The 15,413-nt window shown below is 54.5% G+C and carries 10 protein-coding genes; 4 read left to right on the top strand and 6 right to left on the bottom strand.

Annotation, left to right across the window (positions count from 1 at the left end; genetic code table 11):
* Positions 1-371: 371 nt before the first annotated feature.
* Positions 372-950 (top strand): YceI family protein, encoded by a 579-nt coding sequence (locus ACEN2J_RS11005; RefSeq protein ID WP_442105797.1) that lies wholly within the window; start codon positions 372-374, stop codon positions 948-950.
* A 70-nt stretch (positions 951-1,020) separates the two neighbouring features.
* Here ACEN2J_RS11005 and ACEN2J_RS11000 read toward each other — a convergent pair whose 3' ends face one another.
* The 4 genes from ACEN2J_RS11000 to ACEN2J_RS10985 all read right to left on the bottom strand — a co-directional run bounded on the left by ACEN2J_RS11000 (position 1,021) and on the right by ACEN2J_RS10985 (position 8,692).
* Complete coding sequence (locus tag ACEN2J_RS11000; RefSeq protein WP_442105796.1) at positions 1,021-2,205, bottom strand: cytochrome b/b6 domain-containing protein; 1,185 nt, start codon at positions 2,203-2,205, stop codon at positions 1,021-1,023.
* A 435-nt stretch (positions 2,206-2,640) separates the two neighbouring features.
* Complete coding sequence (locus ACEN2J_RS10995) at positions 2,641-4,287, bottom strand: BCCT family transporter (protein ID WP_442105794.1); 1,647 nt, start codon at positions 4,285-4,287, stop codon at positions 2,641-2,643.
* 165 nt (positions 4,288-4,452) lie between these two features.
* The gene (locus ACEN2J_RS10990; protein ID WP_442105792.1) at positions 4,453-6,963 is read right to left on the bottom strand and encodes a CoA transferase; all 2,511 of its coding nucleotides are present in this window, start codon (positions 6,961-6,963) and stop codon (positions 4,453-4,455) included.
* Between the two features lie 70 nt (positions 6,964-7,033).
* Positions 7,034-8,692 carry a GMC family oxidoreductase gene (locus tag ACEN2J_RS10985; RefSeq protein ID WP_442105790.1) on the bottom strand — a complete coding sequence of 553 codons (1,659 nt, stop codon included), beginning with the start codon at positions 8,690-8,692 and terminating at the stop codon, positions 7,034-7,036.
* 160 nt (positions 8,693-8,852) lie between these two features.
* On the opposite strand from ACEN2J_RS10985, the gene ACEN2J_RS10980 reads away from it, so the two are divergent.
* Positions 8,853-9,758, top strand: a complete 906-nt coding sequence (locus ACEN2J_RS10980; protein ID WP_442105788.1) for a LysR family transcriptional regulator — start codon at positions 8,853-8,855, stop codon at positions 9,756-9,758.
* Positions 9,759-10,299: 541 nt separating this feature from the next.
* Here the strand turns inward: ACEN2J_RS10980 and ACEN2J_RS10975 are convergent.
* Positions 10,300-11,922 carry a thiamine pyrophosphate-binding protein gene (locus ACEN2J_RS10975; RefSeq protein WP_442105786.1) on the bottom strand — a complete coding sequence of 541 codons (1,623 nt, stop codon included), beginning with the start codon at positions 11,920-11,922 and terminating at the stop codon, positions 10,300-10,302.
* 144 nt (positions 11,923-12,066) lie between these two features.
* Here ACEN2J_RS10975 and ACEN2J_RS10970 point away from each other — a divergent pair, with 144 nt between their 5' ends.
* Both ACEN2J_RS10970 and ACEN2J_RS10965 read left to right on the top strand, forming a co-directional pair.
* Positions 12,067-12,528: an Lrp/AsnC family transcriptional regulator gene (locus tag ACEN2J_RS10970; protein ID WP_442105785.1), complete on the top strand. Its 462-nt coding sequence runs from the start codon at positions 12,067-12,069 to the stop codon at positions 12,526-12,528.
* 423 nt (positions 12,529-12,951) lie between these two features.
* The gene (locus ACEN2J_RS10965; RefSeq protein WP_442105783.1) at positions 12,952-14,886 is read left to right on the top strand and encodes an FAD-dependent monooxygenase; all 1,935 of its coding nucleotides are present in this window, start codon (positions 12,952-12,954) and stop codon (positions 14,884-14,886) included.
* Between the two features lie 38 nt (positions 14,887-14,924).
* On the opposite strand, the gene hpaR is transcribed toward ACEN2J_RS10965, so the two are convergent.
* Positions 14,925-15,377, bottom strand: coding sequence for a homoprotocatechuate degradation operon regulator HpaR (hpaR, locus tag ACEN2J_RS10960; RefSeq protein ID WP_442105782.1), 453 nt, complete (start codon positions 15,375-15,377; stop codon positions 14,925-14,927).
* Positions 15,378-15,413 lie beyond the last annotated feature (36 nt).

The raw sequence follows: 15,413 nt of genomic DNA, 5'->3' as shown, positions 1-15,413 counted from the left end.
CTCAACCGCGCGCATTCGTTCTTCGTAGCTATACATGAACTATCTCCAAGATAGTCCAAGTTTTCGTCCGCACCCCCGCCGGGTCAGTTCCTCGCAGAATTCAACAGTAATTGCATTATTAAAAGTGTTTTTCTGACGGTTATTCTGACATGCGGCCCCTGCGCGGCAAAAGGATCAGCCTTACTGTCCTTGGAGAAACAGCTTCGCATTTGTTTGACACCGCCTTCAAACAGGACCAGCCGATGGGGGCACTCCAAATCACTGTGCATTGGCGCACAGATCCTGTGGTGTAGCAGAGCATTGCATAGGCGGGCTGGCGCGTTCACTGGTTAACTCAGTTACCCTACCATTGTCATAAAAGTGAGCCTAAAATGAAAAACCTTCTCCTCACAACCGTATTGGGTGCGACCTTCGCATCCGGCGCCTATGCAGACCCTGTAACCTATACGCTTGATCCTTCGCACAGTCAGATCGTCTTCAGCTACAATCATTTGGGCTATTCTAAAACCACAGGTATGTTTTCGGGGTTCGAGGGCACTATTGAGATGGACGCGGCCGACCCTGCTGCCTCCACTGTCTCAGTCTCCTTTCCCGCATCCAGCCTGATCACCGGCTGGCCAGAGCGCGAAGCACATTTTTTGACCGATGATTTCTTTGGCGCAGAGGCCAACCCGCTGGTGACATTCAAGTCGACATCGATCGAAGTGACTGGCGAGAAAACCGGTCTGATCACCGGTGATTTGACACTGAATGGCATCACCAAGCCTGTAGTGTTGGATGCAACATTGAACCAGATGGGCGATCATCCGATGGCAAAGCAGCCATGGGCTGGATTTGATGCCACAACAACGCTGTTGCGTTCTGATTTTGACATGGGCCAATTTGCACCATTCGTTGGTGACGAGGTGACGATCAACATCTCAATCGAAGCAATGGTTCCTGCACAATAAGTACAGACCCGCTAAAACGAGAAGGCCGCCGGAAAAATCCGGCGGCCTTTTTATATGCGCGCTGTCCGGCTCACTGGGGCTGAATGGCCGTTAATTCAATCAGGACCTCGACTGAAAATCCGACTGAGCTCTCATCAGGATAGGCAGCCCCCATGTCAAAGTCGCGGCGATCCAGAACTGTAGTTCCTGACATCGTGGCAACGCCGTTGGCTAGCTCAAGGTCAAAGTCGAGCGTCAAAGGAACCGATTTTCCAACGAGTGTTAACATACCCGTGGCGCTATGCGCCATACCGTCACCCCGCGCGATTTCCCCGTCAAAGGTCGCTTGGCTATAGGTTTCGACGTCGAAGAACTCGGGCCCCTTGGCTTGTACGGTCACGGACCCGAGGCTCAAAGAGGTGGCGTCAATGCTTGCATTAACATGCCCCGTTCCCGTGTCGGGGTCATACTCAATCGCTGCCTGCCAGTTTGCAAAGGTTCCAGTGACAGCTGCCCCCATTTGCGCAACCGTAATAGCCACCGTGCCGTTCTGAACGGCCCAGCCCGTGGTTTGACTTGCGGTGCCTTGCCCCGATGTTTGCGCACCATTAGGGGAAGCAAAGACCGTCACGGCCCCGCCAATTGCCAGCCCCCAGATGAGGAGCGCAGCAAGGGCTGGTGCCGCGTGCTTACCGATCTCTCCCTGTCTATTCCCGGCCTCGATACCATGCAGCATCCTCGCCAAAGTACTATCGCGGTCCAATATAGCATGTTTCAACGCGCCGCTGATATGTGCAGCCACAGTCGCGGCCAGGACTATCCCTGCAGCCCAATGTACGTTTGCTGCCGTATGGGCCAGAGCTTCGGACTTGGGAACGAAAGGCAGGTTTTGTCCGAACGGCCACCAGATCGGCGCAAAGCCGACCTCGGCAGAATGCATCACCCAGCCCGATAGCGGCAGCACAAAGATGGCAGCATAAAGTATCCAATGCGCAGCCTCTGCCGCAAAGGTTTCAGCGCGTCGTTCGGGATGAAGCGGCACAGGACGCGGCTGCAATATTGCCCAGATCACGCGTAATATCGCCAAAGCGAGTACCGCCACACCAATTGTCTTGTGCGTCGAGTACATAAGCTGAAGAAAACCGACGGTGTCACCGGACCGAGGCGTGAATTTCCCCATGACCCCAAGGACGATATCGATCAGCACAAGGACTGCAATCGTCCAATGAAAAAAGCGGGCAACCAATCCATAGCTGGTTGTTGTATTTACGAACATCACGGCCTCACAATTGCGGATTTAGGCCTCAATACTCGATTTGGGGGAGGAGCATATTGCGTATTGGTAAACAGGCAGTGTGCGACTAAACGCAGGTCAGAGCGAAAGCTTACTGAAATCACCACAACCAAGGGGCTCTGTTGATGGCGTGGATGCCCCCTCCTGACGGCATCGCAATGTACCAATATGATGAGTGTTGAAGCCATCACAGAAGGAAGGAGTATCCATGCCATCGGTTCGGAAGGGTCAGATTTTCGGCATTGTTCTGCATGCCGAGCATGGTGGTTCGAGCGTCGAATCATGACCGCTCGTGCTCTGCAGGCGGGCTGCTGCCTGCACATTTCGTAGAACACCTGAACGGGACGTGCTTCTCACAGAAGTCTCATGCCCAGAGTCTGATGTCCGCCCTCACCAGTATGGCGAGGGCGGACGGAATTAGGCCTCGTCGTGAACGGATTGCACCCCGTTATTTTCTCGGATCACATCCCTGACGATCGCCTTGATCAATGCAATCCCCATCAGCACCATTACAAAGCTGAATGGCAATGCGCCGATCACCATTGCGGTTTTGATCGCACCCAGACCGCCGACAAGCAGGAGCCCGCCCACAACCAAACTTAATGCGACGCCCCAAAAGATGATATGGATGCGTCCGGATGGGCTTTCCTCACCCGCAGCGTTGATGGTGTTCACGATCAAGATTGCGGAATCCGCCGTGGTGACGAGATAGGTGAGCAGCAAGACCACCACCAAAACCGCCATCACCCAGCCAAAACCGTTTGGCAATATCAGGTCGAGCATCACAAAGAGCTGGCTTTCTTGCCCGGCACCCGAGATCGCATCGCCTACGCCGCCATTCAATGTCATGTCAATGGCAGTACCGCCGACAAGGGTGAACCATATGAAACACATCAGCGACGGTACGATGACCGCCCCTATGACATATTCGCGGATTGTCCGGCCTTTGGAAATGCGCGCCAAGAAGACGCCGACAAAGGGCGCGAATGCGATCCACCATGCCCAGTAAAACACCGACCAGCCGCCCTGCCACGCGTTAAGCGCATTGCCCGTTTCTGTGCCATCAGCGCGCCAGACAGTGAACAGAAGTTTCGGTAATTCCAGGATATACTCCATCATTCCTGTGGCAAGCGCGCTTAGGCCGAACAAAGGCGCGCCAAATATCAAGAAGAAGGCAAGCAAAAAGAAGCTTAGCCCCATATTGATATTTGAGAGCCATTTGATGCCCTTGCCGACGCCAGACAAGGCCGACATCGTCGAGGCGCCCAAGATGATAACAAGTGCGAAAATGATCCCCGCTGCAGATGGCTTGCCCGCGTCATTTGTGATCCATTCCCCAATACCGATGCGGCTGAACCCAGAGACGAATTGCTCTACGCCAAAACCGAGCGTTTGCGCCACGCCCAAGATCGTCGCGACGACAGCGATGATATCGACGGCATGTCCGATCCACCCTGAGAGCCGTTCTCCGAAGATCGGAGTGAGGCCAGACCTGATCGTAAGCGGCAGGTTTCGGCGATAAGCGAAATAGGCCAACGATAGCCCTACAAGTGCATAACAGGCCCAAGCCGAAAACCCCCAATGCAGGAACGACCAGACATAAGCAGGCGTCACGTTGTTGGCTGCGTAACCTTCTGCCTCGCCCATGATAACATTTGGGTTGGTGGCGAAATGATACATGGGTTCAGCGGTCGCAAACGTAAGCATCCCGATGCCGATTCCTGCACCAAACATCATCGAAAACCAAGAGAAATTGGAAAACTCCGGGACGTCATCTGCACGACCCAGTTTCATCTTGCCAGTTGCTGGCAGCACCGCAAGACCCACACAGAGCACCAGAAAAAATGCAACTGCATAGATATACCAGCTTGCGAAATCCTTAAGCAAAACTGCGTTGAGGAGATCGAGAACCTTTGCTGCGTTTTCGGGCAGGGCCACCGCCCAGACGATCAGCGCACTCACCAGAACTTTGGATGTAATGGCAACATGTTTGTTAAAACCTGAATAGAAACCGCTTGTCGCGGTGGGGATGGATAAATCCATCAATGGGGGTCGTTTCGCCATGGTTCCTCCCTGAATGGCAAACAGCCGAGATGAGGGGGCTGCCTTTGGTGCCCTTTAGTCGCTATGCCCCCTCATCAGCCGGATTAGTTGCGCTGGCTGCGAGCAGCCAGACGCGCTTCACGGGGCGCCTCCCGCGCCGCGTTTTTCTATGCCTTGCCGGTCAAATCAGCTTGGCAAATATTCGGCGCTCCAGCTTTCGCTGATTTGCCCTGATTTCAGCATGGTCTCAATCGCCGCCTCGGCGTACCCAAGCCCTCGCAAAATGGCGCGGGTCGAGGTGCCGAATTTTTCGGTCGGGGCAGGGCTGAACACCTTGCCCACCACGCTGCGCACGCCGTAGGGGTCAAGCTGCGTAATCTCATGGCCGCAGGGGTGATCGACATAGACCGAGAAGGAATAGCTGCCGTTTTGCGTACCCGGCAATCCATCCGCAGGGCGGGAATTGGCAGCGCGGAGCGCCTCGAGGTTTTCGCAGATGGCACAGGCTACATCGGCCTTGCGCAGACGGTCCATCCATTCTGTCGCAGGTTGCGATTGGAACGCTGTTGCAAGAAAGGCTGCGCGATCTTCAACCGCAACATCGGGCAAATTTTCCAATCCTTCGACCGTTGCAAGGCGCGGCAAATCGGCCTCATAGGCGCTGAGCAGCATATAAACGCCCGATGCCGTGCTGTAAAATCGCGACAGCGCATCATAGCCATTCGCCTCGGGGCCTGACGGTTCGTCAAATAGCCCGCGGCCTTTGAAGTCATAGCAAAACGGAATCTGCAACAGCCCGCTATTGGCACTAAGGGACGTGCGCCCGCGCCCGATCCGACCAAAGCGGTATTTCTGATAGAGTGCGGCGGCCATGCCAAGCGCGCCACCAAAGCCGCACATTACGTCAATTGTACCAACATGCGCGTGCTCTTCGGGGCGGTTCATCCCACCGCCAAAGCGCAGCATGATACCGGTTGTCGCCTGCACCAAATCATCATAGCCGATGTAATCGGTCCGCGCACCGCGCATCACACCGCCAAAGCAGTCGAGCTTGCAAAACAGCGCCTCGGGGTTGATTTTGCGCAAGGATTCCGCATCCAGATCAACGCTGCGGATTTGGCTATCCGGCGCGTTCCACACGATCAGATCGACGGATTTTATCAGGTCTTCGAACACCTTGCGCCCGTGTTGTGATTTGATGTCGGCCAGAATGGATTTCTTGCCACGCCCTTGGCTGATGCCGTAAATTACCGTGTTCCAGCTGTCATACAGTGGTTGCGCGGGATCGAGTTTGATCACCTCGGCCCCGAACCGCGCCAGATAACTGACCGAATGTGGCCCCGCAATCACGTTGCATAGGTCAAGAACCCGCACCCCCGACAGCCAGCCTTCGCGGGTCACGGCCTCTTCGGGTGCAGGCAAATCGGTGCGGATTTTGCGCAGCACTTTCAGCGCTTCGGGCATATCCACCCAGCGGCGTGGCGCAGGTTTTAGGGCCTCTTCGCCGCTTTCTTCCATCCAGACCACGGGTCCGGGCTGTGTCATCTCGCCGTATTCAGGATCAAACACGTCGATCATCAGGCCCGAGGCAACCGCATATTCGTCATTGATCCATTCTTGCAACCAGCGTTGTGGCGCGCCCGGAATACCCGCGCGTCCGAACTTGCGTTTCCATTCATGCGAGGTGCGGGTCATAAACACCTCTCTCATCCGCGCCGCGATTTTATCGGCCCAGAATTTCGGCATCGGATAGACCCCGAGCGAGGTGTCAGACGTCCATTCTGACTGCGGTTTATAGGTATCGTCCTCTTCGGTCAGCCCGTCGGCAACCAATTCGTCATATATTTCAAGCACTTCAAGGCAGCGCTTTGCGTGAAATTTATGACTGGGGCAGACCACATAGAACCCGCGTCCGTCTTTGCACATATAGGTGCGGTAGAACGGGTCGAGCAGGTCCTGCACATCGCCGTAGGACAGGTTCATCGGCAGCCCCTCAATACGGCGGCGCTCTATTTCGGCCTCGCGCTGGGTGACATAGCGCGAGGGGGTGTCGGCCACTTTCAGCGAGTTATAGCACAGCCCCTCCATCACGGCGGCGGCCAGCGGCACCTCGATCTGATCACCGACACCTGTGACCTGCCGCGCTTGCAGCGCCAAAACGGTCGAAGATGCGGCAATTTGCGAGGCATAGGCCGAGGCCAGCGGCAAAGGCGAAAAAGACGGATTCAACCCCATCAACACGCGGTTCAGGCCCATATCTGTGAACACGCCAGAGCTTGCCGCGATCACCGATTCAAACGCGCGCCAATCGCGGCGTTCAATATCATCCGAAGCAAAGCCGGGTAGGGAGACCGTAATCAATTCCGGCCGCGCCGCCCGTAGTGCCGCAAAATCGACCCCAAGGCGGGCAAGCTTGCCGGGGCGGAAGTTCTCGATCAAAATATCGGCCTCGGCACAAAGTGCCAGTGCGTTTCCCAAACCTTCGGGCGTCTTAAGGTCAAGCGTCACAATTAGCTTGTTGCGCATCAATGTTGCATTGGCGGGGCTGTTCCACATCGGCCCGTTCGGCGGGTCAATATGGATTACCGTTGCGCCCAGATCACCCAGCAACATAGCCACAGCAGGCCCTGCGATATATTGACCGAAATCGATAACTTTTACCCCCGTTAGGGGCAGATGGGAAAAGGTTGAACGCATTGGTCCTCCAAAGAAAAGCCCTGCTGGGACTGTCGTATATTATCAAAATATCGGTGCGGTTTCGTCCGCGTCATTGGCCCGCCAATATCCAGCGGGCGGCTTTTTCTGCGATCATCAAAGTGGGCGCGTTGGTGTTGCCGCTGGTGATTTCCGGCATTATAGACGCATCTACCACGCGTAGCCCCGCGACGCCCTTTAGGCGCAAATGCGGATCGAGTACGGCAGTTTCATCATCCGCGCGGCCCATTTTGACGGTGCCTACGGGGTGGAAAATCGTGTTGGCAATATCACCTGCCAACTTTGCCAAATCTGCGTCCGATTGATACTGAACGCCGGGCTTGAACTCGACCGGCTTATAGGCGTGCATCGCGGGCTTGGCCATGATCTCGCGCACCTGCCGCAGGCTATCGGCTGCAACTTTGCGATCTTCTTCGGTGTCCAGATAATTTGGCGAAATCAACGGTGCATCGCGGAAATTCTTTGAGGCAATACGGACGGTGCCACGGCTTGTCGGATTAAGGTTGCAGACGCTGACGGTAATGGCGGGAAAGTCGTGCAGGTCGCCGCCAAACGCCTCAAGGCTGAGGGGTTGCACATGATATTCCAGATTGGCGTGGCTGCGCGTCGGGTCCGAGCGTGTGAACGCGCCCAGCTGGCTGGGGGCCATGCTCATCGGGCCAGTGCGTTTCAGCATATATTCGGCACCGATCATCGCCTTGCCAAACAGGGTGTTGGCCAATGTGTTCAGCGTCTTTGCGCCCGAAACCTTATAAACGGCCCTAATTTGCAAATGGTCCTGCAAGTTTTCCCCGATAGGCGCGTCAAGCTGCACGTAGATACCATGTTTTTGCAGCACCGGCGCAGGGCCAATCCCGGAAAGCTGCAAAATCTGCGGCGAATTGATCGCCCCAGCCGACAGCACCACTTCGCGCTTTGCGGTCACGTTTTGCGTGACGCCGCCGCGGCAGACTTGAACACCGGTGCAGCGTAATGCCCCGTCCGGCCCGCGTTCAAGGGTCAGCTTTTCGGCCTGGGCCTCGGTCCAGACTATTAAATTCGGGCGGGACTTGGCGGGGCGCAAGAATGCTTTGGACGTATTCCACCGCCAGCCAGAGCGTTGGTTTACATCGAAATACCCGACACCTGCGTTGTCGCCCGCGTTGAAATCATCGACTCGTTCCACGCCGGCCTCGACCGCCGCCGTCGCGAAACTGTCCAGAACATCCCAGCGCAACCGCTGTTTTTCCACGCGCCATTCGCCGCCATGGCCATGCGCATCGGAAAAGCGGCTGTTGCTGCCGGTTTTTGGATCTGCGCCGCCGTCAAGTTTATAGTGGTTTTCATGGGCTTTGAAATCATTCAGGGAATTTTCCCAGTTCCAATCCGCCTCGCCGCTCAGCGCCGCCCAATTGTCGTAGTCGCGCGCTTGCCCACGCATGTAGATCATGCCGTTGATCGACGAACAGCCCCCCAGCGTTTTCCCGCGCGGATAGCGCAGGCTGCGCCCGTTCAGGCCCTTGTCGGCCTGTGTATTATACATCCAATCGGTGCGCGGATTGCCAATGCAATACAGATAGCCGACGGGGATATGGATCCAGGGATAGGTATCGGCCTTGCCCGCCTCTAGCAGCAAAACGCGGTTGGCAGGGTCGGCACTAAGCCGATTGGCCATAAGGCAGCCAGCAGAGCCGCCACCGATCACGATATAATCAAAACGCGTGTCGCCCATCTGCCATTCCCCCGTTGCGGCCTACCGGTGCAATGGAGCCAGCGGCAAGGGGCCAGTGCGCGCCCCCATCGCTGTCCAAAGCGTGGTTCACAGCATATAATTTGGGCAGGCGCGTAAAATCTAATGACAAATCGCACTGTACGATATTACAGATTCTAATATGGATAGATTCTCAAACATCAACACGCTGCTCGCTTTCATAACGGTCGCCCGTGAGGGTAGCGTTTCCCGCGCTGCCGAGGCGCTGAACCTGACGCAGCCCGCGATCAGCCATCAGATCAAACGCCTATCTGAAGAAACCAACATTACCCTGTTCCGCCGCACAGCAACCGGCGTCGAGATCACGCCCGATGGTGCCGCCTTGGTGCCAAAGGCCGAACAGGTGTTGTTGGCGATGGCCGAGTTTCACCGGAGCGCCCACAAACGCACGGGTCAGATCAGTGGCAAGTTGAAAATTGGCACGATTGTTGATCCTGAGTTTATCCGCCTCGGTCTTTTGCTTGGACGTCTGCGCCTTGACTATCCCGAGGTCGAAACTGAATTGCTCCATGGTGTAAGCGGTGAAACGCTTGCGCGGCTAAAACGTGGTCAGCTCGATGCAGGCTTTTACCTCGGTGCCCCGAACGAGGTAGAGCCGGACGGAACCGAAGACCCTATCCATAGCCTGCGACTGGCCGAATTTTCGTATCGGGTGATTGGTCCCGCAGGTTGGCAAGACAGGCTTGAACACGCCGACTGGCCGGCTTTGTCGCGCCTGCCGTGGATTGGAACGCCGGCGATATCTGTTCACAACAGGCTGTTAACTCAGGTTTTTTCAGACCATGACTGCAAGCAGAACGTCGTCGCCCTCGTAGATCAAGAGGCATCCATGCTAGAGATGGTCCGTTCGGGGCTGGGCCTGAGCCTTTGTCGCGAGTCCATTGCCTTGCACCAACGCCAATCGGCTGGCTTGGCGATCAGCCCCAAACTGAGCGTTCCAGCATGTCTTAGCTTTGTGACCCTTTCCCGCCGCAAGGATATGCCAGCAATTGCGGCTTTGTTCGGTTTGGTGCAAGCGATTTGGTGATGCCGGACAAAAGGTGGCCTTATTCAGTCAGCCTGATGATCTCCATCTTCTCAGAAGCGGGATACCTCATTCGTGGTCGTCCCCACCGTTGAACATGCTTTTTCAGAAAGCAGGGTTTAAGCGTATGTTTGACCGAAACATTTTTAAATCACGAGATTCGCAGCGCAGATCCTTCACCTCGTCTGTGTTCGCGGCCAGTGCCATGTCGCCTGAAAGGCGTCGCTTCGCAGCTTTCTTTAAGTCCTTAGACCCTTTGTCGTGAATGCCCTGAGAAATACATCTATGGCGGCATAGCCTTAAAATTCGGTATTCACGATGCAACCCGTCCAGCACAATGCGGATATTTTCTTCAGGCGAGCAGTGCTTGCGCGTAACTCGCTTAATGTCTTTGACGATATTTTCGCTACGGCTTTTGGGTGTTCCGGTTGCTTGTTTCGTCTTCCACATCCTTGTTGGTTGCTCTGAGCATGCTCTTAGTGACCTACCTTATTTGGAGCCATAGGCGCTGGCGTCAGGCAGCGGCATTCGAGGGAGGAGGGTATCAGATGCGCATTGCGGGGACATCGGCGGGATCCAGTCGAAGTTCGATTAAGAAGGGACCAGTGCGCTTCTCAAGTGCGAGCAACGCCTGTTCAAGCTGGTCATTTGAACGCACTTCATACCCCTCCCCGCCGAGGGATGTCGCGATTTCGGCAAAGGACGGCCACGTGAACTCAGTCAAGCTTGGGTCCATTTTGCGGTCGACAAACTGGATGTGTTCGGCCCCATAGGCGGAATCGTTCGCGATAATCACAATCAAATCAAGCCCAAGGCGCACTGCCGTGTTAAACTCGTTTATGCCGCCCATCATGAAGCCGCCATCACCGCTAAACAGGATGACGGGTTGATCTGGTGCAGCAACTGCTGCCCCTATAGCGGTTTGCAAGCCTAACCCGATTGCGCCGAAGCTTACGGTGCTAACAAAACTATGTGGATTGGGGACCGAGAGCCGGCACCAGACCTCGGTCATAAAACGCCCCCCGTCGGTGACCAACACGCGGTCCTTGGGTAAAGCGTTTTCTAGCCGTTCAAGTGTATCCACATAATTCACGAAGCCATCAGAAGCCTTGCCTGATCCTGGCACATGCGCCGTGAGCGTTGCCGTATCCAACTCACGGGTAAAACCGCTTGCGGGAATTTCAGCCTCATTCAACCAATACAAAATGGTCTGGGCAGTGAGTCCCGCGTCCGCGATAAGGGCCGCATCGGGATGCAAGCCACCGCCGATCGCGGTCGGATCAACGTCAATTTGAATAATCCGTTTGTCTTTCATCAGCTTGCCACGATCTGTCGTGAAATCGTGCAACGCGGTGCCAAAGCAGATGATGCAATCGGATTGCGCGATCAAATCATAGGCTGCGGGCGTGGAAAGCGTGCCAAAGATGTCGATGTTGTAAGGGTGGTCGTTGAACAGACCTTTGGCGCGCAATGTGGTCGCAAGGGGGGCCTCCAACCGATCCGCCAAACGCATCAACGCGTCGCGGGCGTGAATTGCCCCGCCGCCCGCCAAAATCAACGGGCGTCGGGCCGAAGCGATCATCCCAATCGCATTGTCGAGCGTATCCCCCTCAGCCACCCCGCCAGGTTTTGTGAAAACATTCAGGATTTTAATGCCGTACTCCGATTCCTGCCACATGAAATCAGCGGGCATATTTAAGACAATCGGACGGCGTTCAACCTGCGCACGGTAAAACGCCTGCGCCACATCCTCTGTCACCGTTGCCGGCGTGCGAAGCTGAACGAACCCTGCGCCTGTCACCTTCACAAGTTCACGTTGATCGATGCTTTGCAGGTGGCGAGGGTTAGCGACCGGTGTATCGCCGGCCAGAACAACCAGTGGCGTGTGCCCTCTGGTGGCCTCTACGAGGGCGGTCACGCAATTGGCCAAGGCCGGTCCGTGCGTCACGGTTGCAACGCCGACTTTCCCCGAGACATGGGCATAGGCTGCCGCCATCAAAATTGTGCTTCCCTCATGGGCTGCGGGAATGAAACTGCCGCCACATTCGCGTACAAAACTGTCGACCATAAACAGGTTTGCATCCCCCATCAGACCGAACATTTTCGTCGTGCCGTGATCTTTGGTGGCACGCGCAATGGATTGGTAGACATAGGTTTGAGGGCTCATTGGGATGACCTTTTCTTCAATTCGATAGCTTGGCTGATTTTGAAGATGATAATGTCGGATATGGAAGATAAGGCTTCTAAATTGATCCGCATTTCGTCATATTAGGTAAGTTCATTTCTGAATGTCTTAAAAGTAGGTAAATATTTGCTTGACCCGTTTGAAAAGTTGATCCTGAAAGAACTTCAGCGCGATGGGCGCGCAAGCACGCAATCACTCTCCGATGCAGTGGGCCTGTCTGCGTCCCCATGCTGGAGACGCGTCAAACGCCTCGAAGAAGATGGCTATATCACCCGCTATGCGGCAATCGTGGACGGTAAAAAACTTGGCCTGCGCGCCTTTGCCTATATTCAAGTGTCCCTCGTTGATTACGACGCCACCTCGATTGATAAATTTCAGAGCTTCATCGACAACAATGAACAAGTGCTTGAGTGTTCGTCCATCACGGGCGACTTCGACTACATTCTAAAAGTTGCGGCCAAAGACCCCGAAAGCCTAGAGCAATTCATCATGAAAAACCTTCTTCGGCTGAAGGTTGTAAAAACGACGACAACCACCTTTATTTTACGGCAAATGAAGGCCTCTGGCGCGTTGCCCGTCGATATTTAAGTTGTGCCATTGCAAGCGTTCCAGCATTCAGCAGTATTGGTATATTTGGCGCGCGCCTCCATTCGCTGCAGTTTATTCAAAGATCCGCTATGGGTCGAAAATTTCCTTGAGGAAGATGGGCATCGTATTTTTAGCCTGCATGGTTTGGTGGTAGTAGTGTCCAAGTCCAAACACCCTATCCAATCAAACCGAACACCCCGTCTGTAGGCGGACGTTTTGTTTCTGTGGGGAGGACAGTGCCAGAATAGCCGCCAAATATTCTTGTCGTTCAATGTAAGGGCGCGCAGATGCCATTTAATCCCTAGGATGGCCGGGATCGTTCATCGAAATACTTGTGAAGTTCAGTAGGGCAGTATATCAGTTGTCATGTTAACTAATTTGCTTTCGAGCAATAGCTGAACAAAAAGTAGGGAGATGCTTTTAATGCAGTTTCATCTGAATGGGTTCAAACCGGGCAATTATCAGGTTCCTGATGCGGCGAGAAAGCCTTACCCCAACCCTCCGATTGTAGACCTGCCTCGGAAAGTGGATGTTCTGATCATCGGTACTGGCCCCGCAGGCCTTACCATGGCGCGGCAGATGGCGGAGTTTTCGGATATAAAAACCTGCATTGTTGACATGGCGCCCGGTCCGTTGCTGTTTGGGCGCGCAGATGGCATCTCTTGCCGCACGATAGAAATCATGGAAGCGTTTAACAGCAGCGAAATGGTGGTCAAAGAAACCTATCAGCTGAAACAAAACACATTCTGGGAACCGGACGCGGAAAACCCGCAGAACATCAAACGCACCCACAAAATCGCCGATGCCCGCGCCGGACTTTCAGAGTTTACACACGGCATCGTTAATCAGGCACGCCTACATGAGTTGCTGATCGATGGAATGGCGAACGCAATTGCCAATTTGCGCCCGCACTACAGCCGTGAATTGGTAGATTTGGACATTGATGAGAGCCTCACACAAGATCTGGATGCTTTTCCGATCACGGCCACATTCAAGCGGGCTGATGAGGCGGGCGCAGGCAAGGTCGAAACAGTTAAAGCTCGATACATTGTTGGCAGCGACGGCGGCAGAAGCCGCGTTCGCAAAAGCTTAGGCATCTCGCTAGAAGGCGATTCCGCCAATAAGGCGTGGGGCGTCATGGACATTCTATTGAACACGGATTTCCCTGACATCCGTGTGAAAAGCTTTATCCAATCCAAAGATCACGGCGCGGTTATGACAATCCCGCGTGAGGGGGGGTACCTCTGTCGTTTCTATGTCGAGCTGGATCAGATTGATAAAGACAAGCGCGCGTCGGACATGAAACTGACCGAACAAGACCTCATCGCGAAGGCACAAAAGATTTTCCACCCCTATACTCTGGATGTCAAAGAAGTGGCGTGGTGGTCAATCTATTCTGTGGGCCAACGCATTGCTGATCGTTTTGATAACCGACCAGCGGGCAGTTCTGATGACATTGTTCCGCGTGCCTTTGTGGCCGGCGATGCCTGTCACACCCATAGCCCCAAAGGTGGCTGGGGTTTGAACACCTCACTGCCAGACACTTTTAATCTGGGCTGGAAGATGGCGGCGGTTCTACAAGGCAGAAGCGATCCCAAGTTGCTAAGCACATACAGCACGGAGCGCCGCAAAGTTGCGCAGCAGTTGATTGACGCTGACAGGGAGTTGTCAAAGCTGGTGGCGACACGGCCAACTGCGGGTGAAGATGCACAGGAGTCAAAAGTCGACACGGGTAAAATCGAAGCGTTCATGAAACGTCAAAGCGGCTTTGTCAGCGGAACATCTATCGAGTATTTCCCATCCTACATTTGCACAGGGCAAGAAAACCAACATTTGGCAACTGGATATAAAATTGGTCAACGGTTTCATTCAGCAGAGGCCACTCGGGTCGCTGATGGCCGAAGCCAGCATTTAGGCCATCTGGTCAAGGCGGACGGCCGTTGGCGCATCTTCTTGTTTGGTGGCGCCGTAGACCCCACAAAGCCCGCATCAGCCGCATATCAATTCATTGATTTTCTGGCGAACGGTACGACGTCGCCAGTACAGAAATACACGTCGAACGGTTCTGATGTTGATGCGGTCATCGACACCTATGCCGTCTTTCAACAGCAGGATTTATCGATGCATGACCTGCATGGTTACCTCTGGCCCGCAAAAGGTAAATACGGTTTGCGGGACTATGAAAAAGTGTTCCACGCCCAAGATGGCAACGACGTTTACGATCTTCGCGGAATTGATCGCAGTAACGGCTGTGTTGTGATTGTCAGACCCGATCAGCATATCGCCGCGATCTTGCCTGTTACGGCACATGCGGAGCTTGCAGGATTCTTTGATGAATTCATGATCCAGCAGAAGTAGAGCGTATTCCCTGTTACGGGGCGATACTTTGCAAATGGCTAAAGCGGTGTTTTTTGGAGCTTTTCCAAAAGGTCGAGCAAGGTTTCAAGCTCGGCCTTGCCAAAGTTATTTTCAAGCGTGTTGCGGATTGCTTTGCTTTCAGCCGAATGCTCATCAATAATTTGCAAGCCTTCGGATGTGATTGTGACGATGGATTTGCGGCGATCAATACTATCCGCGACGCGGCTTACTTGGCCGTCGGCCTCCATCGCGCGCAAAATGCGCGTCAGGCTTGGCAAAAGCAAGCAGGCTTTTTGAGAGATGGCGGTTTGCTCCAATGGGCCTGCCTCAGCGAGCACCCTTAAAACACGCCATTTCTGTTCGCTTATATTGCTGCGTGCAAGCATTTCGCGCACCGGTTCCATCACTGCTTCTCGCGCACGCAATAGGGCGATGGGCAGCGACCGCGTGGTTGGCGTCAGATTGTAAGGGGCTCGATCGTTCGTGGTCATAAAATGCTCGCTCTTGAATTTCACGCAAGTTATCTA

It is taken from the genome of Pseudorhodobacter sp. W20_MBD10_FR17 (genome assembly GCF_052119765.1).
Classification (GTDB): Bacteria; Pseudomonadota; Alphaproteobacteria; order Rhodobacterales; family Rhodobacteraceae; genus Pseudorhodobacter.
The sequence above is the reverse complement of the archived record's forward strand: the minus strand, read 5'-3'. Positions and strand labels throughout refer to the sequence as shown.

Excerpts from the sequence above, each read along its gene's own strand:
- ACEN2J_RS10985 (WP_442105790.1), bottom strand. The coding sequence starts at position 8,692 with ATGGGCGACACGCGTTTTGATTATATCGTGATCGGTGGCGGCTCTGCT.
- ACEN2J_RS11005 (WP_442105797.1), top strand. The coding sequence starts at position 372 with ATGAAAAACCTTCTCCTCACAACCGTATTGGGTGCGACCTTCGCATCC.
- hpaR (WP_442105782.1), bottom strand. The coding sequence starts at position 15,377 with ATGACCACGAACGATCGAGCCCCTTACAATCTGACGCCAACCACGCGG.
- ACEN2J_RS10980 (WP_442105788.1), top strand. The coding sequence starts at position 8,853 with ATGGATAGATTCTCAAACATCAACACGCTGCTCGCTTTCATAACGGTC.
- ACEN2J_RS10995 (WP_442105794.1), bottom strand. The coding sequence starts at position 4,287 with ATGGCGAAACGACCCCCATTGATGGATTTATCCATCCCCACCGCGACA.
- ACEN2J_RS10975 (WP_442105786.1), bottom strand. The coding sequence starts at position 11,922 with ATGAGCCCTCAAACCTATGTCTACCAATCCATTGCGCGTGCCACCAAA.
- ACEN2J_RS10990 (WP_442105792.1), bottom strand. The coding sequence starts at position 6,963 with ATGCGTTCAACCTTTTCCCATCTGCCCCTAACGGGGGTAAAAGTTATC.
- ACEN2J_RS10965 (WP_442105783.1), top strand. The coding sequence starts at position 12,952 with ATGCAGTTTCATCTGAATGGGTTCAAACCGGGCAATTATCAGGTTCCT.
- ACEN2J_RS11000 (WP_442105796.1), bottom strand. The coding sequence starts at position 2,205 with ATGTTCGTAAATACAACAACCAGCTATGGATTGGTTGCCCGCTTTTTT.